We start from the raw sequence: 20,899 nt of genomic DNA, 5'->3' as shown, positions 1-20,899 counted from the left end.
GCCTCCCGCCGGGTGTTATTCTTCCAGACCATCTGAACATTTCACGGATCATTCCGTCACCATGCGCATCCGACCCCTACTTGCAGGCGCGAGCGTCGCGTTTGCCCTTTTTGCCACTGCCCTCTCCTTCCCGCTTTCCGCCGCACCTCAGGAGGAAAACGCCCTCACGTCCGCCCAGCTCGCCGAGATCCGGCAGGCCGTGCGCGCCGGACAGGCGAGCGTCGTTGAAGATCTTCTCAAGAACGGCGCTTCGCCCAACTTCCGCATGGAAAACGGCGACACGGGCTTTACCTACGCCGTTCGGGCCGATACCCCGCAGGTGGCCGAGGCGCTCCTCAAATCGGGAAAGCTCGCCCTCAACGACGCCAACCGCTTCGGCGAAACGCCCCTCATGATGGCGGTCTTCAAGGGAAACAACGAACTCTTTGACGAGCTTCTCAAGGCGGGCGCGGATCCCAAGGGCGGCGCCAACTGGACGGCGCTTCACTACGCCGCGACCGAAGGCCGCACGGAAATGATTGAAAAGCTCCTCGCGCTCGGCGTTTCTCCGAACGTACAGACGTCGTCGGGCGTGACGCCCCTCATCATGGCGGCGAGGAAGCCCTCGCGCGCCTCCGTCATGGCGCTTCTCAAGGCCGGAGCCTACCGCGACTACTGCACCGACAAGCGCGAGTCGCCTGCCGACTTCGCCCGCCGCGCGGGAGACCAGGAGCTTGCCAAGTACCTCGCCGTTGAAGCCTGCGCCGTTGTCGGGAAGAAGAAATAAGCCATGACTCTTCATGCCGGATCCTGGGCGAGCGTGCCTCCCCGCACTGCGCTCGAGCTCCTCGCTCCCGCACGCGATGCCGACACGGGCATCGCCGCGATCGACCATGGAGCGGACGCCGTTTATATCGGCGGCCCCGCTTTCGGCGCGCGCGCGGCGGCCGGGAACACGCTCGACGACATCGCGCGGCTCGCCGACTATGCGCACCGCTTCGATGCCCGCGTCTTCGTGGCGTTGAATACGCTCTTTAAGGAAGACGAGGTGGAGGCCGCCCGCCGGCTCGCGTTCGAGATTCAGAAGACTCAGGCTGACGTGCTGATCGTGCAGGACATGGGGCTTCTCGCCGGGGACCTTCCCGACATGGAGCTCCATGCGTCGACCCAGTGCGACATCCGGACGCCCGAAAAGGCGGCGTTCCTTGAAGCTGTCGGCTTCTCGCAGCTCGTTCTGGCGCGCGAGCTTTCGCTTGATCAGATCCGGGCGGTGAGGGAGAAGCTCGCGCACGCGCGCATCGAATTCTTTGTGCACGGGGCGCTTTGCGTGAGCTACTCCGGCCAGTGCTGGATGAGCGAAGCGCTCACGGGGCGCTCAGCCAACCGCGGCGAATGCTCTCAGCTCTGCCGCCTCCCCTACGACGTGGAAACGCCGGATGGCCAGGTCCTTGCCCGCAGGCAGCACGTTCTTTCACTCAAGGACAACGACCAGAGCGCGAACCTCGAGGCCCTCATCGACGCCGGCGTCTCCTCCTTCAAGATTGAGGGGCGCTTGAAGGACATGGCGTACGTGAAGAACGTCACGGCCTTCTATCGCGAAAAAATCGACGAGATCATCCGGCGCCGGCCTGAGCTTTCCCGCACGTCCGATGGGATAAGCACCTATTCCTTCGCGCCTTCCCCCGACAAGGTCTTCAACCGCGGGAAGACCGACTACTTCATTCACGGCCGCGAATTCGACGCGCCCTATGAGCTCGCCGAGCTCGAAAGCCCCAAGCATGCCGGCAAACCCGTCGGCCGGGTTGAACGGATTGAAGAGAAGCGCCTCGTCGTGAAGGCTCTTCCCGGCGTCTCCTTGGCGAACGGGGACGGCCTCACGTACCTCGCCGACGACGAGGAAATCCGCGGGATCTCCGTCAATCGTGCGGAACATCTGAAGGAAAAGGATCTCTGGGCGCTTTATCTCCTGCAATCCCCGAAAAAGCTCGAAGGGCTTGAACGTGGACTCGAACTGAAGCGCAACCGCGACCATGTCTTCATGAAGACGATGGAAGGGAAGACGGCCGAACGGCGCATTCCGATCGACCTCATATTCTCTTCGCATGAGGATTCGCTTGACCTGATGGCAACCGACGGCACTCACTGCGCGAGCGCCTCCGTAGCGCTCGACCTCACGGCGCCTTCTGACCCGCAGAAAAACATTGCGTCTCTCAAAGCCAATCTCGCAAAGCTCGGCGACACGCCGTTCTCCCCGAAGGAAATCTTCGTTCCGGATAATCTCGACGTCTTCGTGCCGGCAAGCTTTGCAAACCAACTGAGACGAAGCGCAGTGGAGGAACTTCTCGCCATGCGCGAAGCCTCCCGCATCCATACCGAACGCGCGCCCTGGGACGATGCCGTTCCCTATCCGGAAAAGTTTCTGACCTACAAAGCCAACATCGCCAACTCGGCCGCGAGGCGCTTCTATCTCGCGCACGGGAGCCGCGAAATGCAGCCCGCCTTTGAGATCAAGCCCGTGGAGAAGGCGGACCTCATGACCTGCCGCCACTGCGTGAGAGCAGCCTTAAAGCTTTGTCCCAAGATGCTGAAGGCCTTCCCGGAAATTCTTCAGACGACGGAACGCGCGCTTCTGCGCCCGGAACCCCTTATCCTCATCAATTCTGCGGGCGAGCGCTTTGAGGCGCAGTTCCACTGCAAGGAAAATCCCTGCGAGATGACGATCACGTCGATCGACGATCTCACCCGGAAGCGCAGACTGAAAAAGGAAGCGGTTCCGCCGAAAGCGTCGTCGCGCGATGAGAAGTCGGCTCCCGCCCGGAAGCCGAAGCCGCGGGCTTCGGGCTTCAGGGGCACCGCCGGCACCCCGAAGCGCGCTCGCGAAGGCGCAGAGCGCTCGCAGACGAAGCGCCGCAGGTAGTCGGACTCCCGACGCATCGACTTTCATTTCACATTCCTCCATCTCTCTAGGTCTCCGCCATGCTGCTTGACGACGAAGAAACACTCGAAATCCTGTCGCCGAACCCGGAAATGGCGGCGCTCATCGGTGATCTGAAAAAGACCATGATGCGGTTCCCGGACCCCGGGGCGAGCACCGCGGTACCCGTCCTCTGGGAGGAGCTCCCCTTGGAAGCCTTCGTGCGCGAGGCGGCAAGACTTCCCCTCATGCTGACCGGGTGGTCGAAGGGCGATATCCCGGACTCAAACCTCTCCACGGGCGAGATTCTCCACGACCTTTCGGCAGAACTCGACATCATGAGCGGCGAGGATCTGAATGAAGCGTTTCTGATGGACGTTGAGGGTGAAGGCCTTGCCGCCGACTACCGCCGGGTATTGGAAGCCCGTTCGGTGTCGCTTCTCTGGAAGAACAGAGCCGTCATGGGCTGGAGCGGCTTTGAAGTGGAGACGCAGAACCAGGCGCTCCAGGAAGCTTTGAAGCGAAAGCGCGTTTTTGCCGACGCCTTCAGAGGCGAAATTTCCTGGATGACGCTTCGCTGCTATGACCTTCTCAAAGGAGCCGCCCTCATTGAAAAGGCGATTGCTGGCGAAATGATTTCAGTGGAGGACGCCGGGCACTTTAAGAAAAGAATCGGCGGGGAACTCCTTCTTCGCTATTCCTCCTGGGAGTCGCTCGCGCGGGCGATCCAGATTGCAGCCGTCTGGATCGGGCTCGAGGAAAGCGTGCATGCGGCCGAGGACGCGCTCCACCAGATGACGACCGTGCTTGAGTCGCTGCTATCCGAAGGCGGCGCCTGGCGGCAGTTCCCGTGGCCGCAGCAGAAGGCAGACGAGTCGCTGCCGGAAGTTTATTGAGGTGGGTCTGAAATCTCAAAGGTATGAGTAAAAACCCTGAATACATGTTGCAGGCTTCTCACAAAACAACTTTATCAGCGTTTCCCCTACCCATTTTCTTTTATCGAATCTTCAAATTCAAACCTTGATTCATTAATCATTATTAGGGTTAACCCCCCCCCCCCGTTGATTTGCATTTTTTAGGATCAAGCCTGTGCTCGAACCGCGCGGCTTCCCCTCATGCGAAGCCGACGGACGGGCATGAGCGTTTTCTGCTCCGGGAGGAGCCAAGAAAACCTCACCAAAATCAATTGATTTGGAGTTAACCCAAAAAATGAATAAGACATTCAAAGTGGCTCGCTCGCTGACGCGCGGCACAGTCGTGACAAGCGAAAAGGCTTCTTCCTATCAGGGCAAGGCCGTGAAGACGGTTATCGCTGCGGCGGTGGCTTCCCTCGTCGCTGGCGTCGCTATGGCGGCTCCGACGGATGGCGACATCCAGATTACGGATTCCACTCTGACGGTTCAGGGAACGGATACGCCGAACACGACGGAAACGCTGAAGGGCATTACTGCGTGGGATGCGAATGCTGCAGAGTACAAGCCAGTGACGAAGGGTACTCAACTTGCAGATGACAAGAATTACGATCTGGTCAACGGCAATATCGTTGTTGAGCCCAAGGCCGATGTAGCCGGTTCCTTTACCGTCAATACTCTCACCGGTACCGGCGGCCTGACCATCAAGGCCACGAATCAGACTGCTGAAACAAATTCCGAAGCGGTTAGTTCAACCCTGACGATTAAGGCCGGAGATCTTGCCGCCCAGGATGACGATAAGGCGCAGACCATTACCGTGACGTTCGAAGGCACCAATGCCGTCACGGCCGGAAAGAATCGTGGCGTGTCTACGTTGAAGCTGGCTGACACGGTCGCACTTGGTTTTGTTGATAAGAATGATTCGTCGAAGAATGATTCCGTTGCCCTCGTTGTTAAAGACAATGCCAAAGCGCTGGTTGACGCCACTACGCAACTTGATCTCAACAATGTCGTTCTCCAGAACGCAGGCATTCTGACCTTCAAGTCTCTTGCGATCAATGTCAACTCCACCCTGGATGCGACGACTGACGCCGGCGACCTCATTTTTGACGGCGCGACGACGGTTGCTAAGGATTTCGCGGTCAAGGGCACCAATGTGTATGTCGGCGCTTATGACGACAAGACCAATGAAGCCACGAAGGAGCTTGCTGGCGATGCCACGACTTTCTTCACTGGTAATGTCACGGTGAACGGCGGTCTCGAAGCTGCCAAGCTGACGATTAACAAGGCTGATACTACCGTTGAAGTTAAGCAAAACGGTGTTGCAACGGTTGATACGCTCAACGTGGTCAAGGGCTCGGTTACGACCGAAGCTGGTACTACGGCAGGCGTTCTCAATGTTACGTCCGCGTTGAACGTTGCTAAAGACGGTTCGGTCACCCTCGGCGGCAAGTCCACTATTGCGGCCATGACGGTTGAGAAGGGCGTTGCGGCTGACAAGGTCACTTCGACTGGAACGACGACCATCGAAACCCTCAAGATTGGCACTGCTGCTGATGGCACACAAGCAACTGCCAATATGAAAGTTAACGGAGGTACGTTCTCTGCTACCAACGTGACTGTTGGTACAGGTTATGCAGCTGACGCATTCACTGTTGAGGCTGCTAAATCACTGACCTTGGATAAGGTCGACGTAGCTAAATCCGCGACCTTTACGCTCTCTGCCGCTGACAAGGCTACCCTCGGTTCAGTTAATGCCCAGGGCGCCGTCTCTATCGGTGGCAAGGGAACGAAGGTCAATTCTCTGACTGTTGCTGAGAACAACACTTCCGTTACGATCACCGGGGCAGATGCAAAGGTTACGCTGGATACGGTTTCGATCGGCAAGAGCGCAACTGTTGCAGCTAAGAATGCCTCTGTCACACTCGGAACGCTGACCACGGAAGGGGCCGATACGACGCTTGGCAAATTCACGGTGTCCGGTGGTTCTCTGACAACTGCCTACAGCAATGTTCTGGACGGCGCTTATGACGCAACCACGCTTGCTGCACAGAAGAATCTCACGATCTCTGATAACGCCGATGTTACGCTTACTGGAGCCGCGGACTACACAACTGCTCAGTATGCCAAGGCCAAAACAGTCTTAAATGGTGCTAGCACGCTTCACCTCAAGGGCGGCAAGTTCGTTGGTGCTGATGATGCCAAGGGAGCTCTGAAGGAGGTTAAGTCTGTTGGCAACGATGTTGAAAAGAGTGATGTCGTCCATCAGCTCGAAACGGAAGGCACTACTGTCGCTATTGACAATACGGTAATTTCGGAGGGAGCAGTTGTTGGCTCGATCGAAGTAAAGCAGGCGAAGAACAGCACCAAGAAATTTACGAGTGTTGTCATTGGCGGCGCTGATGGTACGGCTGCCGGAATTACTCTTCGTGGTGATGCCAACGGTGATCTCGTCATCGTTGCCGATGCCTCAAAAGACTCCGGCTATGGCCTTACGCTCAATAAGGTCACGCTCGGTCAGATCGCTGACGACTTCGGCACGTTAAATGAAACGGTGACCGTAGGTAAGGATGGCGTCACGGTTGCCGCCGGCAACTTCACGCTCGGCAACATTGCTGCAGGAGATGCCGCCGCGAAGGTGGAAGTTAAGACTGCCGGCCTGACGATCCTTGGCGACAATACCCTGAGCTTCAAGGATGCAGCAGGGGCGACGTATACCCCGCTCTCCATCGGCTACAAGAAGGGCACGACTGAAACTGAACAGATGTACTCGGGCAACCTCGCAGTCACTGGCGGTTATCTTGCGCTCGGCAATTATGAGGCTCAGGCCAAGGTGAAGCTCGCCGAACTGCAGGCTGATTACGAAGCGGATCTGGCTGATCCGACTGCGGCTGGAAAGGTCGGTCTTCTCTACGTCGGCCAGCAGACAAAGATTGCTGCAACCCCCACTGTTGCAGGAAAGGACGCCGCTCCGTCTTATGCATACATCGATCTGGGTAATGTCGCGTCTGTTGCCGGCTACGATAAGACTCAGGGCATCGTGGCTACGCAGTCTGGCGACATCACTGTCGACACCGTCATTCTCGACAATCTCAGCTCGAAGGTTGTTTCGACCATCAAGGTTGCCAACAAGGATGTTGACGTCATCAATGTCGGCAACGTGACTGGCGGCTTCCAGTTCACTAATGATTATTGGTACACCGGCTCGACCAATGATGTTCCTGCCGGTCAGGTGAGGATTGATATCAAGGAGACGAACGTCTACGACCTCAGCACCTTCGGCTTCAACACCTGGAACGATGTTTCGGATGCCATTTACGGCTACGATGGCTCGTCCAATCTCATCGCCAACACCATCTATCAGAAGATGGGTTCCTGGGAAGAAGCGTTTGCTGAAGACCTCGCTCAGAACCTTGTTGATTCCGGACTTCTTTCTGAAGGCACGACTCTGAAGACCGTTCTTGAAACCGACTACTTCACGGACAACTCCTCTAATCCCAACCACCTTGTTGATCTTCTCGCGGCTGGCGTTGATCAGAAGGCGCTTTGGGCTTACCTGGACGCCAACGAAGATGCCTTCGTGAACTCCCTCGTCAACGCTGAACACGCTGCCACCAACATGGCCGCGCTCGGCGGTGCCTTCTCCGCTTCCCTCGACGCTCAGAATGAAGTTGTCGGCGCCATCAACCGCCGCCTCTCCAAGGCGAACGTCAATGCGGTCCGCGGCGAAGTCGGCGTGACCCCGTGGGTCGACGTCTTCGGCACGACGAACGAAGCCAAGCGCCTCTACGGCTCCAATGCCGGCTATGAAGCCGACATCTACGGCGCTGTTCTCGGCTTTGACTACACCGCTTCCTGCGGCGGCACGCTCGGTGTTGCCTTCAACATCGGCACGGGCGACGGCAACTCCGTCGGCGCGGGCCAGAAGGTTGAAAACGACCAGGACTTCTACGGCGTGTCGCTCTACGCCGCGAAGGAATTCGGCGGCTTCAACACGATGCTCGACTTGGGCTACATGACCGTTGAGAACGATCTCTCGACCTCGTCCTCCTTCTTCGGGAAGACCTCCGAGAAGCTCGATGCCGACCTCTTCACGGTTGGCCTCGGCGCTGAATACGCTCTCGACGCCGGCGTCGCCAAGGTTACGCCGCATGCAGGCATCCGCATGACCCGTCTCTCGATGGACGACTCCAGGTACGGTGCTGACTACGACGACATGACCGTCTATCAGCTCCCGCTCGGCGTCGCGGTCTCCTCGACCTTCGAGACGAACGGCTGGAAGCTCGCTCCGATGGCTGACATCTCCGTTGTCCCGACCTTCGGCGACAAGGATGCGGTTGCCACCTTCACGGGCGGCATCACCGATACGGTTCGTGTCGTCGACACGAACCCGGTCCAGGGCACCCTCGGTGTTGAAGCGCAGAACGGCGCGTTCACGTTCGGTCTCAACTACCGCCTCACGGCGGGCGGCGACGACCGCATGAACAACTCGTTCAACGCCAACGTCCGCTACGCCTTCTAAGGCGCGAAACCGGAAGACTCCCGGGGTCTGAGGTCATCTGACCCCAAGCCCCGGGGTCCCGACTTTCTTCTCTTTCCGGATGCTCTTCGGAGCATCCCGGGAAGAGAAAGCATAGAAGCGTTTGAAGGGCCCGAAACCCGTTTGGGCTCCGGGCCCTTCTTTTCGCCTTTTTCCTTGTCTCCCGCTGGAGAAGCATTCAAATGCCTGCGCAAGTGAAGCGCTCGCCGCGCAAACGCATGCCGAAAATGACGGCGGTCACAAAGACCCTGCCGTCCGAAACGCCCGAGATCTCCTACGAACGGGTTCGTCCCAAGACGTACGCGACGGACGAAAAGCGTGCTCAGGCACTTGAACTCTTCCGACACGGGATCGGCTACACCAAGGCCTCCCGCATCCTCGACATGTCCCCCAATACCCTGAGGGACTGGCACCGCGCCTTCATCAAGGGCGCCTTCAAGGCGGATCTCGCCGACAATCAGTACCGCTACCCCAAGGCGGTTCGAGAACGCGCCGTGAGACTCAGGCTTCAGGGCTACTCCTGGTCGGAAATCAACCGCCTCACGGGCATCTCCGTCTCCACCGTGCGCAAATGGGTGCTCGCTCATACCGAGACGGGCGGCAGGAAGACGCAGATTCTGGTCGAAAGGAGTGAATCAGAGAGCTGAATAAACCGGATCAACCCGGCCTTTCCGATCCGAGGCCTGGGGTTGATTTGAACGCTCCCAATGCCGGGCGCGCGCCCTGCCGGGTCATCTCCAGCGACATTCCTGTCTTCCGCCAATGCCTTACCTGCAACGGATCTTCCGGCCAGAGCGTCTTTGCTGCCGGCAATCTCTACCCCGCCCGCGTCGTTCGGTGCATGGCTCACCGGAGCGGCATCTTCTCCTCTCTTTCCTCGAATAAAACGCTGTGTCGACAGCAGCGGCATGGAGCGTCAGGCACCTCGCTCCCGCATAACGGATCCTCTCGATGAAGCGCCGTCCTCTCCGGCTTGCCTCGGGCAGATCTTTGAAGATAATCCATACCAATCAATCAATAGAGAAGATTCGCATCGCTTTGTCGATGCACTCACGCAACCACGACTGCCATACACATAGTTATTCACTATCGATATACATTTGCTTATAAGTTATTTCAAATAAATGATCGCGCCTTCAATTGTCTTCGTTTATTATGAAGTACGAATTGATTGTTTTTATCAATTCTTAATTTCCCGGAGACAATTCCTATGAAGAACCCCATCCAAACGGCCCGCCATTTTGCCAGCCGCCTCTTTACGGCCTTCGGCGCCCCCGTCGCCGACAACAACAACGTCATGACGGCCGGCCCCCGCGGCCCCATGCTTCTCCAGGATGTCTGGTTCCTAGAGAAGCTCGCGCACTTTGACCGTGAAGTGATCCCCGAGCGCCGCATGCATGCGAAAGGCTCCGGAGCGTTCGGCACCTTCCGCGTAACGAACGACATCACCCGCTACACCAAGGCGAAAATCTTTGAGAAAGTCGGCAAGGAAACGCCGCTCTTCATCCGCTTCTCAACCGTTGCGGGCGAGCGCGGCGCAGCAGATGCCGAGCGCGATATCCGAGGCTTCGCCGTCAAGTTTTATACCGAGGAAGGCAACTGGGACCTGGTCGGAAACAACACGCCGGTCTTCTTTCTGCGTGATCCGCTCAAGTTCCCCGACCTCAACCATGTCGTGAAGCGCGATCCCCGGACGAACCTTCACTCCAACACCTATCAATGGGATTTCTGGACGCAGATTCCTGAAGCGCTCCATCAGATCACAATCGTCATGAGCGACCGCGGCATACCGAAGAGCTACCGCCATATGCACGGCTTCGGGTCCCATACCTTCTCCTTCATCAACGCCGAAAACGAACGCTTCTGGGTGAAGTTCCATCTCAAGTGCCAGCAGGGCATTGAAAACCTGACGGACGAAGAGGCGGCCGCGATCATCGGCAGCGACCGCGAATCGCACCAGCGCGACCTCTATGAAGCCATCGAGCGCGGCGACTTCCCGAAATGGAAGATGTACGTTCAGGTGATGCCTGAAGCCGATGCCGACAAGGTTCCCTACCATCCCTTCGACCTGACGAAGGTCTGGCCGCATGCGGACTATCCGCTCATTGAAGTGGGCGAACTCGAACTCAACCGCAACCCTGAAAACTACTTCCAGGATGTCGAGCAGGCAGCCTTCAACCCGGCAAACATTGTTCCCGGGATCGGCTTCTCACCCGACCGCATGCTGCAGGGCCGACTCTTTGCATACGGCGACGCCCAGCGCTACCGCCTCGGCGTCAACCATTGGCAGATTCCGGTGAACAAAGCCCGCGGCTGCCCCTTCCTCGCGATGTTCCACCGCGACGGCGCGATGCGCATTGAAAATCAGGCGAGCGACATCACCTACGAACCCAACACCTTCGGCGCCTTTGCGGAAACGCCGTCTGCCCGGGAACCCGATTTGGCACTTTCGGGCGCTGCGCAGCACTACGATTTCCGCGAGTACGACAATGACTTCTACACGCAGGCGGGGAATCTCTTCAGGCTTCTCCCTGCCGCAGAGAAGGAACGGCTCTTTGCCAACACGGCCCGCGCAATGGCCGGCGTCCCCGACGCCATCCGCACGCTTCATGCGGCCCATTGCTGGCTTGCCGACAAGGCTTACGGCGAAGGGATTGCGAAGGCTCTGAAGCTTGAACTTTCCGCCGTAGAAAAGCGTGCTGAAGAAGAGCTTCAGCGCTTCGCAAGATAAACGGAAAAGAAACGCATTCTTCAGAGATGCAAATCGGCCGCTGCGGAAATCTCCATCCGCAGCGGCCTCAATTTTTTTTTGAGACAAATTCCTCCGGAAAATGATCCGCAGGAGAAATTCCCGTCAGGGCTTTGCCTTCGTCTCCGCCTTCCTCTGAGCACGCGACTCAAGCATCCTCAGCGTCTGCTCGGCCTGCATGTAGTCGGGGCTGTCGGGCGGCATCTTCTGAATCATATTTCTCACGAGCGATGCCGCGCCCGACCAGTCTTCGATCGCTACCGCCCCCATGAGCGCAAGCTGTTCGGCCCTCGGGTCGCCGGCCTTCATCACCAGCGCTTCATTCAATGCCTTATAGGCATCTGCATAAAGCTCCGTTTCCTTAGCCGTCAGAACGGCAGCGCCGTATTCAAGCATCACGTCAGGGTCGCGCGCGATCTTCTCGGACGAATCGCGCGCTGCCTTATAGGCCCGCGACGCGGTTCTGAAGTCGCCTTCGTCGATTTTCCGATGCGCAAGAAGCACCCAGGCGCGCCCGTCCTTCGGAGCTTTTTCAAGATAGGTCTCGATCGACTCTGCCGAAGCCGTGCCCTGAAGCACCTTCTGCGCCTGCGCGAGCTCGAGCATTTCAGGAGACCCCAGGAACCAGTAGCTTCCGACGGAAACAAAGGTGACGAGCGCAATCACGATGGCGGCGAGCTCTCCGCGCGTTGCCTTGAGCGGCGCGCGCTCGAGCTTCTTTTCCTCGTCGTTCAAAGCAGGCTTCTGCTCTTCCAGAATGCGGCGCCGGAGGTCGGCGAGCATCGCGTCGTAGTGCGCCTGATCGAGCCTCCCGTCCGCATAGTCGCTGTCGAGCTGCGCCTTCTCGGCTCGGAGCGCCTCGCTCACAAAGGATTCCGCACGCGCATTGCGGACGTCTTCCGTTTCCGCCTCTTTAGCGCGGAAGATGGTCGGAAGGAGCGCCGCAAGGGCGATGATGAGCATCACCGCGCAGACGGCGTAGAGGATCCAGGGATTAGACATGGTGGCGTGCAGAAAAAATGAAGGGATTAAGGATAACCCTTAACTGTAGCGAAAGGGACGGCACCCGGAGATGTCGTCCCTTTCAATTTTTTGCTTCAGAAATTTCCAGAAGCTTATTTCAGGCGATTACTTCTTGGCCTGAGCCTTGGCGGCAACAGCCTTTCTCAGGAGAGCGGCGGCGTCGCTCGCGGCCTTGGCGCTCTTCGCGAGACTGCGCGTGGCGAGTTCAGGATTGTGGAAGTAGGCGCCGTTCGCAGCCGTCCAGTATTCCCAGTTGACGTGAGCGGAAGCGTGGAGCTTTCTGGCTTCGTCGAGGGTCTTCTGGTCAACGCCGGCGGCGATCGCGAGATCAAAGGCGTCGAACATGTCGTTCATGCGGGATTCGGCCTCGCGGACCTTGCCTTCGAAGTGACCCTTCATCGCGTCGATCGCGAGATTCATCTGCTTCTCGGTCTTGTCCTTATGGCAGGTAAGGCACGTTTCCTTCATGTAGTGACGCGGCGAGGTAGCCCAGTGGAGGGTGTACATCTTGCCCGTCTTCTCGTCCTTCACCTTCGGCATATGGCAGGTCTGGCAGGTAGCGCCCACCTTGTCATGCACGGAACCGAAGAAGGTTTCCGCATCCGGGTGCTGCATCTTGATGAGGGAAGCGCCCGTCACGTTGTGCTTGAAGTCGCGGAACGGAACCTTGTCGTAGTACTCCTCGATCTGGTCGGCATTGACGAACGGGAAGAGGTTGGTCCAGCGGTTGTCGAAGCCCACCTTTTCGCCCGTCTTGCCGTTGAAGCCCGGGTTGCAGACGTATTCAACGTGGCACTGAGCGCACATGAGGTTCGCATCCGGACGTTCGAGGTAGCCCACCTTGCGGGTGAAGCCGCGCATGCCGAAGTCCTTCACGTCGACCTTGGTCGGATGAGCCGCAACGGACTTCCAGACGTTCGGAACGTCCTTGTTGTCGCGCGTGACGGCGTCAATGAGCGCGTCGCGGATGATGCGCGGCTGCGCCGTATGCGGATCGTGGCAGAAGTTGCAGTTGAGCGCGTGGTTGACCTTGCGGACCACGTCGACGGGGTTCGAGCCGCGATTGAAGGTGGCGCCTTCAACCTTGTCGCCCATGTAGGCCCAGTCGAGCATCAGGTCGGCCGACTTGCAGCTCCAGCAAACGCCGTTGCCGGCGGCAGCGGTGCCGGGCTTATGCGCCTTCTGGGTGTTGTTGTCCGGATAGTTGTCCTTCAGGACATCCCAGACCTTGTAGGACTTCCCGCCCTCAAGCGTCGTGTAGAGCCAGCCGTCCTTCGGCTCAAAGCGGCCGCCGAAGGCGCGGTCAACGATGAACTGGTCGATCGCCATCCAGGTGTGGGCGCGCGGAAGGTCATGCTCCTTCGTGAAGCCGTGAGCGCCGAGCGCACGGTCGAAGAACGGGTCAGGCGCGGGGCCGCCGGCAGCCTTCTTCGACTGACGGGCGGGACGGCCTTCGTCCTTGTAGAGCGACGTGTACTGGGGCTGATGGCAGGCGCCGCAGTTGGCCGGATCCATGTTGACGGTCGGGCGGGCCGAGGGCTTCTTCAGATGTTCGTCAAGCCCCGTATGGCACGACGTGCAGGCGACGTCCTTGTGGGCGGCGCCGGCGTGGGCTTTGGTGATGTTCGAGTGGCAGACCGTGCAGTTGGCGAGATCTGCAGCGTTCGCGGCGGTGGAATACGCTCCAAGGGAGAGCATGGCGGCGGCGAGCGCGGTAAACATATGCTGAGACTTCATGGGGGTCTCCTTTCCTTGCGGATGGATTTTTTCTCCCGGATTTACAAATCCGTGGAGAAAGTTGCTTTCTTTGTCTTATGCAAGGAATTGTATTTTTCCTTAAAGGTTTCTTAAAGCTCTCTGACGGGAGAGGCGAAGGCTCTGTTGAGAGCCATTCTCAACACTTTGAAATCCTAGGAAGACAGTTGTTTTAAAGCGTTCAAAAGGCAGTTGATACCCCTTATGAGATAAATTCGAACCACCCCACCCGTACAAACCCTCCCTCCCGAATGCTGGTAAGGAAGCGCAAATCCCGTGAAAACAAAAAGCCCGCAGAGCTTCGAACGCCTTCTTCCGCGAAGAAAGCGATCCGCGCTGCGGGCGGGCAATTCATGAGGCATCAGGAACGCCGTCAGTCCTCACCTTTTCTCGGCCAGGCGAGAATCCCCTTCTGCGAGGGAAGAATGGCCGGATCGAATTCCGGCTCGGCGATGCCTTCCGCCTTCTGACGGAAGTAGTCCTTCTGGGCAATGAAGGCGTAGCGCCCGAGGAGCAGAATGGCGCCGAGGTTGAGCATGGCCATCAGCGCCATGAAGAGGTCGGCCAAGCTCCAGACAAGGTCGAGGCTCGCCACGGCGCCGAAGAAGACCATGCAGACGACGAGCGCGCGATAGATCCAGACCGCCCCCTTGAAGCGGCTGATGAAGTCCATGTTCACTTCGCCGTAGAAATAGTTGCCGATGATGGAGCTGAAGGCGAAGAAGAGGATCATCACGGTCATGAAGATGTTGGTCCAGCCGCCCAGCTGTCCCGTGAGCGCATGCTGCGCGAGTTCAATGCCCGTAAGGCCCGACCCCTGCCAGTCGGGCGAGAGGAGCACAATCATTGCCGAGGCCGTGCAGACCATCAGCGTGTCGACGAAGACGCCGAGCGCCTGCACCAGTCCCTGCTTCACCGGGTGAGAGGCGTCGGCGGTGGCGGCCGCATTCGGCACCGAACCCATGCCGGCTTCGTTCGAAAAGAGACCGCGCTTCACGCCCGTCATGACGGCAAGACCAAAGCCCGCGCCCATGGCGGAATCGAAGCTGAAGGCGCTCGAAACGATGAGCTTCAGCACATCGGGAACCAGCGTGATGTTCATCACGGTCACGATGAGCGCCACCAGAAGATAGGCGCCGGCCATCACCGGAACGAGCATGCCGACCACCTTCGCGATGCGGGTAAGGCCGCCGAAGATCACGAGACCGGTAAGGACCGCGATGACAAGCCCCGTGTACCAGGGATCGGCGCTCAGCGACGTCTTGAGCGAGAGCGCGATGGTATTGGACTGGACGCTGTTGAAGATGAGGCCGTAGGTAACGGCGAGAAGCACGGCAAAGAGCCAGGCAAAGAAGGGAGACCCCAGCACATTGCCGATGTAGTAGGCGGGTCCGCCCACGTAGCCCCCGCCCTTTCTCGGCGCCTTATAGATCTGAGCGAGCGTTGATTCGACGAACCCCGTGGCAGCGCCCAGGATTGCGATCACCCACATCCAGAAGACGGCGCCCGGGCCGCCCACGACGACCGCAATCGCAATGCCGGCAATGTTGCCGACGCCGACGCGCGAGGCTGTGGAAACGCAGAACGCCTGAAACGTGGAGATATGACCTTCGCGGGCCTTGCGCGCGGAACCGTCGCCGAGGAGCCGGAACATTTCGCCCACATGGCGGATCTGCACGAAGCCGGTCCTCGCCGAGAACCAAAGACCGCATCCGACGAGAAGGATGATGAGAACGTAGGACCAGAGAACGTCGTTGATCGAACCGACAATGCTGCTGAGAAAATCCAATTGCGAATTCCTCCCTGAAGCTGAAAGCGTAGTTGAGAGCGGGAAAATTGAAGGCAAACGCTTAGGCTACCATTTTTAGCGCTTCCTTTTTCATTTCAAAAGCTGTAAACAACAAAAAGCCGCGCCGGAATCGTTTTTCCGGGACGCGGCTTTTTTGTTTTTGCGTTCTGGAGTCGGCTGAGACGGGTATCAGAAGCCCGTGCCGATCTGGAACTGGAAGCGCTGCGTATCGTCGCCTTCCTGGTCGTTCAGCGGGAAGGCAATCGAGAACTTCAGGGGGCCGAGGGGCGAAATCCAGGCAACGCCGAAGCCCGTCGAATAGCGCAGGTCGCCGAAGTCGATCTTCTGGCGCTTGTAGTGCCCGTACGCATCGCCTTCGTAGCCCCAGGCATAGCCCGTATCGAGGAAGCCGAAGACGCGCAGCGTTCTGTCGCCGCCAGGGAGCGGCGCGAGGATTTCGATATTGCCCGTCAGCATGCGGTCGCCGCCGAGGTTGTCGCCGTCGTTGTCGACCGAATAGTCCTTCGGACCCAGCGTGCCCGACTCGAAGCCGCGCACCGAGCCGATGCCGCCCACGTAGAAGTTCTTGAAGAACGGGAACTGTTCGGTGCTGCCGTAGACGTCGCCCCAGCCCACTTCGCCGTTGAAGGCAAGGGTCCAGGTGCGCGAAAGCGGAATGAAGTGCTGGTACTGGTAGGTGGCCTTGTAGTACTGAATGTCGAAGCCCGGGAGGCCGAATTCGCCCGAGAAGCGCTGATAGACGCCGCGCGTCGGCGCAAGCGAATTGTCGCGGCTGTCGCGCGACCAGCCGGCGGTGAGCGCCACGCTGATCGGGTTGTCGCCGAACTGGTCGACATAGTTCTGGTAGCGCCTCGGCGAATTGCTGTTGGTGTCCACGGTCGTGGATTCAACGCGGGTGCCGAGGAAAATGCGGTCGAGTTCCGTGAACGGAATGCCCCAGCTCACGCCCGCGCCGTACGTTTCGTACTTCACGTCGGCAACGTCGAGTTCCTCGAGGTCGACGCGGCGGTCGTAGATTTCGTACGACCGGCTCACGCCCTCGGGCGTCACGTAGGGTTCAACCACGGAGAGCGCGTAGGTGCGCTGCGACTTCGACGTATTCACGTCGACCGACACCGAATTGCCGGTACCGAAGACGTTGTTCTGCGCAAAGCCCGCCGAAAGAATGATGCCTTCCGAAGTGGAGTAGCCGGCGCCCAAGGAAATCGAGCCCGTCGGACGTTCTTTGACGTTCACTTCAAGGTCGACCTGATCGCGGGTGCCCGGAACGGGCTTGGGCTCGGCCGTAACGGTCTCAAAGTAGCCGAGACGGTCGATGCGGTCGCGCGAAAGCTTCACCTTGTCGCTGTCGAACCAGGCGGCTTCGTACTGACGCACTTCGCGTCGGATCACTTCGTCGCGCGTGCGGTTGTTGCCCGTGATGTTGACGCGGCGGACGTAGGCGCGGCGGCCCGGGTCGATCGTGTAGACGATGTCGACGGTGCGCTTTTCCGGATCCGAGATCGGATTGGGATTGGCGCTCGCAAATGCGTAGCCGAGCGTTGAGAGCTTGTCCGTGATCGCGGTCGAAACATCCTTCACGGCCTGAGCGTTGTAGATGTCGCCTTCCTTGAGCGTCACGAGCGCGTTCAGCTGATCATCGAGCCCGAGCATGTCGCCCTGGAGCTTCGCCGACCGGATCGTGTACTTTTCGCCTTCGGTCAGGTTGATCGTGATGTAGACGTCGGACTTATTGGGAGCAATCGAAACCTGAACCGTGTCGATCCGGAAGTCGAGGTAGCCCTGATTCATGTAGAAGGAGCGGATCGTCTCAAGGTCGGCCGCAAGCTTCTCGCGCGAATAGAGGTCGCGCTTCGTGTACCAGGAGAACCAGTTGGGGGTTCCGAGCTGCATGAGATCGAGCAGATCGTCGGTCTCAAAGAGCGAATTTCCGGTGAAGCGGATCGAGGCGATCGACGAAGCGGAACCCTCGTCCACGTTGATGGTGATGCGCACGCGGTTGCGCTCGAGCGGCGTCACCGTCGTCGTCACGTTGGCGCCGTAATAGCCGCGGGCGAGGTACTGTCTTCTCAGTTCCTGGTCGGCGCGCTCAAGAATCGCGTGGTCGAAAATGCGGCCCTCGGCCATGCCGACATCGCGCAGGCTCTTTTCAACGGCTTCCTTGTCGAACGCCTTGATGCCGTGCGTCTCAATCGTTGCTACGGCCGGGCGCTCCATCACGCGGACCACGATGACGTCGCCGTCCTGCGAGAGCGTCACGTCGCGGAAGAGCCCCGACTGGTAGAGAGAATGAATGGCGCGAACGCCCTTTTCAGCCGTGTAGTCCTCGCCGGCGCGGAAAGGCAGGTGGGAGAAGACCGTGCCGGGTTCTGTTCTCGTCAGGCCTTCGACACGGATATCCGAAATGACGAAGGCCGAAGCCGATCCGGCGAAAAGAAAGGCGGCAGTAATGCCGGCCGCCAGGCGGTTGAGTTGATGGAGCTGCAAAACGAACTCTCTCTTCATTCGAAACGGTATGAGGGCCGGGCGTTCGGCCTGAAGGCTCGCGCTGCCTGAAAAAGTCCGCAGCGGGAACCCGATAAAAATCGGCTCTAAGGTTACCACAAGGCACTAACGGGCCGAAGCATCCCGGGCTATGCGAAATGGACTGTCTGAAGCGAAAAGCCGTCACCCTCCAAGCCGTCCGACATCGTTCACCGTGACATAGACGGCAAGAAGGATCAGAAGCGCCATGCTGACGGCGCCGAGCTTTTCCCGTACGCCCCTTGGGATATCCCGCCCCATCAGGGCTTCTATGCCGAGGATGACGAGCTGCCCACCGTCGAGCGCCGGAATCGGAATCAGATTCATAAAGCCGATCGCGATCGAAATGAGGGCAAGAAATTCAAGGAAGGCCGAAAGGCCGGCCGTGAGCGCGCTCCCCGCCATCCCGGCAATGCCGACGGGGCCCGAGAGATTCTCGGTGCTTAATTCCCCCTTCGCCATATCGCCCACGGCTTCTGCCTGGAAGCGCGTGAGGCCGATCACTTTGTCGACCGCAATCGTGAGGGATTCAATCGGGCCGCGGCGCACCGTCACGCGCTCGACCCCCTGCGCAAATCGCAGATCGGCCTTCCCCGAAAGCGCGCCCGTCTTTTCGTCCTTTTCTGCACGCGGCGTCATCGTGAGCTGTCGGACCGGTGCTTCCTCGGAGACGAGGCTCTGCACCTCAAGCTCAAGCGGCTTTCCGGCATGCGTGCGGATCATCGATGCAAAGGTTTGAAAATCCGAAGGTTCGCCGTTGATCCGGAGAATCATGTCTCCCGCTTTCAAGCCCGCCTGAGCAGCGGGTCCGCCGGAAACGGCATCCACGACCAGAACGCCTTTGCCCGCAAGCAGGAACCCAAGCTTCGGAAGAATGAGGCCCTTCGTCCGGGTGGCGTCTTCGAGCGTCACCCCCGTGAGGTCGAAGTGCCGCACGAAGGGTTCGCCGTTTCGCTCGAATTCGATCCGAACGTCCGGGCGCCCCGTCTGCTCAAGAAGCGTCGCGTTGAAGTCCGTCACGCCCGCAATCGGCCGTCCGGCCACAGCGGTAACGCGATCCATGCGGTGAATCCCCTGCGCTTCCGCCTGAGAACCCGGCGCCGCAGTCACATAGGGCGCAAGATCAGAGACGCCGATGGCGCCCGAAGCGGTGAAGAGCGCCACCGCAAGCACGAAATTCATGAGGGGACCGGCCGCGATCACGATGGCTCGGCGCCAGCGGGGGCCCTTTTCAAAAAGAATCCCCTTGACGGGCGTGCCGTCCTCTCGCTTTTCCTCTTCCTCAAAGGCAACGTAGCCGCCGATCGGAAGAAGCGAAAGCGCGAATTCCGTATCCCAGGCGTTCTTTCTCCAGACAACCTTACCCATGCCGATGGAAAAGCGCCTAACGGCAAACCCGAGCCACTTGGCGGCGAGATAGTGGCCGCCCTCGTGAATGAGCACAACAACGCCGATCGTAAGAAGAAAACCCACGACGGCCAAAAGCACCGATAACGATCCCATGCTTCAAATTCCCTTAGCGGCGCTTTGCCATGAATTCCGCCGTACGGCGGCGGGCCTCGGCGTCGACCGCGAGAATTTCTTCTGCCGAAGCCGGAGCCGGCGCCTCGAATCCTCGCGTCATCGAGGTCACTACGTCGAAAATGCCTGTGAAGGAAAGCTTCCGCTCGAGGAAGGCGGCAACGGCCGCTTCGTTTGCGGCATTCATCACGATCGATGCGACGCCGCCCCTTCTCAGCGACTCTCGCGCGAGCGCGAGGAGCGGGAAGGTTTCCGTGTCGGGCGCTTCAAAGGTGAGTTTCCCGAGCTTCGCGAGACTGAGCCTCTCCGTCCCGCTTGCGATTCTTTCGGGCCAGCTCATGGCGACCGCGATCGGGGTCTTCATGTCGGGGGTTCCGAGCTCAGCCATCACCGCGCCGTCGGCAAATTCCACCATCGAATGGATGATCGATTCGGGGTGCACGAGAACGTCGATCCTGTATTCAGGGAAGCCGAAGAGCCAGGAGGCTTCAATAATCTCGAGACCCTTATTCATGAGGGTGGCGCTGTCGACGCTGATCTTTCGGCCCATGCTCCAGCGCGGGTGCTTCACGGCCATTTCGGGCGTAATTCCCGAGAGATCGCGCCGCCCGCGGAAGGGGCCGCCCGAGGCGGTGAGAATGATCCGCGCCGCCTTCTTCATCTTCTCGTCGGCGGCCGCGAGGCACTGAAAGACCGCGCTGTGTTCGCTGTCCACGGGAAGAAGCTCGGCGCCATGCTCTGCGATCGTCTTCATGAGGAGCGCGCCGCCGCAGACGACGCTCTCCTTATTGGCGAGCATGAGGCGCTTTCCGGCCCTCGCGGCAGCAAAAGTGGGCGCAACGCCCGCCGCCCCCACGATCGCCTGCAGCACCGCATCGGCTTCCGGGTCCTCGGCGAGCGAGCGGACCGCTGCCGCGCCTGCATGCGCTTCGATGTCCTTCAATCCGGCATCGGCGAGCGCCTGCCGGAGGTCCTCGTACTTCGATTCATCCGCAATGGCGACGTGCTTCGGATGAACATTCCGGGCAATCTCAACGAGTTCCGCGACGCGGCTCCCGCCTGCGATGGAATGAATCCGATAGCGGTCGGGGTGAAGAGCCGCCACGGCAAGCGCCGAGCGTCCGATGCTGCCCGTTGCGCCGAGGAGTGCGATGTTCTGCATGTCTTTAATCCG

The 20,899-nt window shown here is 59.3% G+C and carries 12 protein-coding genes; 6 read left to right on the top strand and 6 right to left on the bottom strand.

Annotation, left to right across the window (positions count from 1 at the left end; all coding sequences use genetic code 11):
• Positions 1-61: 61 nt before the first annotated feature.
• From FG381_RS11220 to FG381_RS11195, 6 genes are all read left to right on the top strand, one after another.
• Positions 62-766, top strand: coding sequence for an ankyrin repeat domain-containing protein (locus tag FG381_RS11220; protein ID WP_139688871.1), 705 nt, complete (start codon positions 62-64; stop codon positions 764-766).
• A gap of 3 nt (positions 767-769) precedes the next feature.
• Positions 770-2,896, top strand: a complete 2,127-nt coding sequence (locus FG381_RS11215) for a peptidase U32 family protein (protein WP_139688870.1) — start codon at positions 770-772, stop codon at positions 2,894-2,896.
• 59 nt (positions 2,897-2,955) lie between these two features.
• On the top strand, positions 2,956-3,789 hold the full coding sequence (locus tag FG381_RS11210) for a DUF1266 domain-containing protein (protein ID WP_139688869.1): 834 nt from the start codon (positions 2,956-2,958) through the stop codon (positions 3,787-3,789).
• A 313-nt stretch (positions 3,790-4,102) separates the two neighbouring features.
• Complete coding sequence (locus FG381_RS11205; RefSeq protein ID WP_139688868.1) at positions 4,103-8,326, top strand: autotransporter domain-containing protein; 4,224 nt, start codon at positions 4,103-4,105, stop codon at positions 8,324-8,326.
• 200 nt (positions 8,327-8,526) lie between these two features.
• Positions 8,527-8,991 carry a helix-turn-helix domain-containing protein gene (locus tag FG381_RS11200; protein WP_226960233.1) on the top strand — a complete coding sequence of 155 codons (465 nt, stop codon included), beginning with the start codon at positions 8,527-8,529 and terminating at the stop codon, positions 8,989-8,991.
• A 563-nt stretch (positions 8,992-9,554) separates the two neighbouring features.
• Entirely contained in the window at positions 9,555-11,075 is a 1,521-nt protein-coding gene (locus tag FG381_RS11195) for a catalase (RefSeq protein ID WP_139688867.1), read from the top strand.
• 123 nt (positions 11,076-11,198) lie between these two features.
• Here FG381_RS11195 and ccmI read toward each other — a convergent pair whose 3' ends face one another.
• The 6 genes from ccmI to dxr all read right to left on the bottom strand — a co-directional run bounded on the left by ccmI (position 11,199) and on the right by dxr (position 20,887).
• The gene (ccmI, locus tag FG381_RS11190; RefSeq protein ID WP_139688866.1) at positions 11,199-12,095 is read right to left on the bottom strand and encodes a c-type cytochrome biogenesis protein CcmI; all 897 of its coding nucleotides are present in this window, start codon (positions 12,093-12,095) and stop codon (positions 11,199-11,201) included.
• 126 nt (positions 12,096-12,221) lie between these two features.
• Positions 12,222-13,853, bottom strand: a complete 1,632-nt coding sequence (locus tag FG381_RS11185) for an ammonia-forming cytochrome c nitrite reductase subunit c552 (RefSeq protein WP_165697869.1) — start codon at positions 13,851-13,853, stop codon at positions 12,222-12,224.
• 391 nt (positions 13,854-14,244) lie between these two features.
• On the bottom strand, positions 14,245-15,660 hold the full coding sequence (locus FG381_RS11180; RefSeq protein ID WP_139688865.1) for an alanine/glycine:cation symporter family protein: 1,416 nt from the start codon (positions 15,658-15,660) through the stop codon (positions 14,245-14,247).
• 189 nt (positions 15,661-15,849) lie between these two features.
• Complete coding sequence (bamA, locus tag FG381_RS11175) at positions 15,850-18,186, bottom strand: outer membrane protein assembly factor BamA (protein ID WP_139688864.1); 2,337 nt, start codon at positions 18,184-18,186, stop codon at positions 15,850-15,852.
• 162 nt (positions 18,187-18,348) lie between these two features.
• A complete protein-coding gene (rseP, locus tag FG381_RS11170; protein ID WP_139688863.1) occupies positions 18,349-19,707 on the bottom strand; it encodes an RIP metalloprotease RseP in 1,359 nt (452 codons plus the stop codon).
• Positions 19,708-19,720: 13 nt separating this feature from the next.
• The gene (gene dxr, locus FG381_RS11165; RefSeq protein WP_139688862.1) at positions 19,721-20,887 is read right to left on the bottom strand and encodes a 1-deoxy-D-xylulose-5-phosphate reductoisomerase; all 1,167 of its coding nucleotides are present in this window, start codon (positions 20,885-20,887) and stop codon (positions 19,721-19,723) included.
• Positions 20,888-20,899 lie beyond the last annotated feature (12 nt).

Origin of the sequence: Sutterella faecalis (assembly GCF_006337085.1) — a bacterium.
Taxonomy (GTDB): domain Bacteria; phylum Pseudomonadota; class Gammaproteobacteria; order Burkholderiales; family Burkholderiaceae_F; genus Sutterella; species Sutterella faecalis.
The sequence above is the reverse complement of the archived record's forward strand: the minus strand, read 5'-3'. Positions and strand labels throughout refer to the sequence as shown.

Excerpts from the sequence above, each read along its gene's own strand:
- rseP (WP_139688863.1), bottom strand. The coding sequence starts at position 19,707 with ATGGGATCGTTATCGGTGCTTTTGGCCGTCGTGGGTTTTCTTCTTACG.
- ccmI (WP_139688866.1), bottom strand. The coding sequence starts at position 12,095 with ATGTCTAATCCCTGGATCCTCTACGCCGTCTGCGCGGTGATGCTCATC.
- FG381_RS11215 (WP_139688870.1), top strand. The coding sequence starts at position 770 with ATGACTCTTCATGCCGGATCCTGGGCGAGCGTGCCTCCCCGCACTGCG.
- FG381_RS11210 (WP_139688869.1), top strand. The coding sequence starts at position 2,956 with ATGCTGCTTGACGACGAAGAAACACTCGAAATCCTGTCGCCGAACCCG.
- FG381_RS11185 (WP_165697869.1), bottom strand. The coding sequence starts at position 13,853 with ATGAAGTCTCAGCATATGTTTACCGCGCTCGCCGCCGCCATGCTCTCC.
- FG381_RS11205 (WP_139688868.1), top strand. The coding sequence starts at position 4,103 with ATGAATAAGACATTCAAAGTGGCTCGCTCGCTGACGCGCGGCACAGTC.
- FG381_RS11220 (WP_139688871.1), top strand. The coding sequence starts at position 62 with ATGCGCATCCGACCCCTACTTGCAGGCGCGAGCGTCGCGTTTGCCCTT.
- dxr (WP_139688862.1), bottom strand. The coding sequence starts at position 20,887 with ATGCAGAACATCGCACTCCTCGGCGCAACGGGCAGCATCGGACGCTCG.
- FG381_RS11200 (WP_226960233.1), top strand. The coding sequence starts at position 8,527 with ATGCCTGCGCAAGTGAAGCGCTCGCCGCGCAAACGCATGCCGAAAATG.
- bamA (WP_139688864.1), bottom strand. The coding sequence starts at position 18,186 with ATGAAGAGAGAGTTCGTTTTGCAGCTCCATCAACTCAACCGCCTGGCG.
- FG381_RS11195 (WP_139688867.1), top strand. The coding sequence starts at position 9,555 with ATGAAGAACCCCATCCAAACGGCCCGCCATTTTGCCAGCCGCCTCTTT.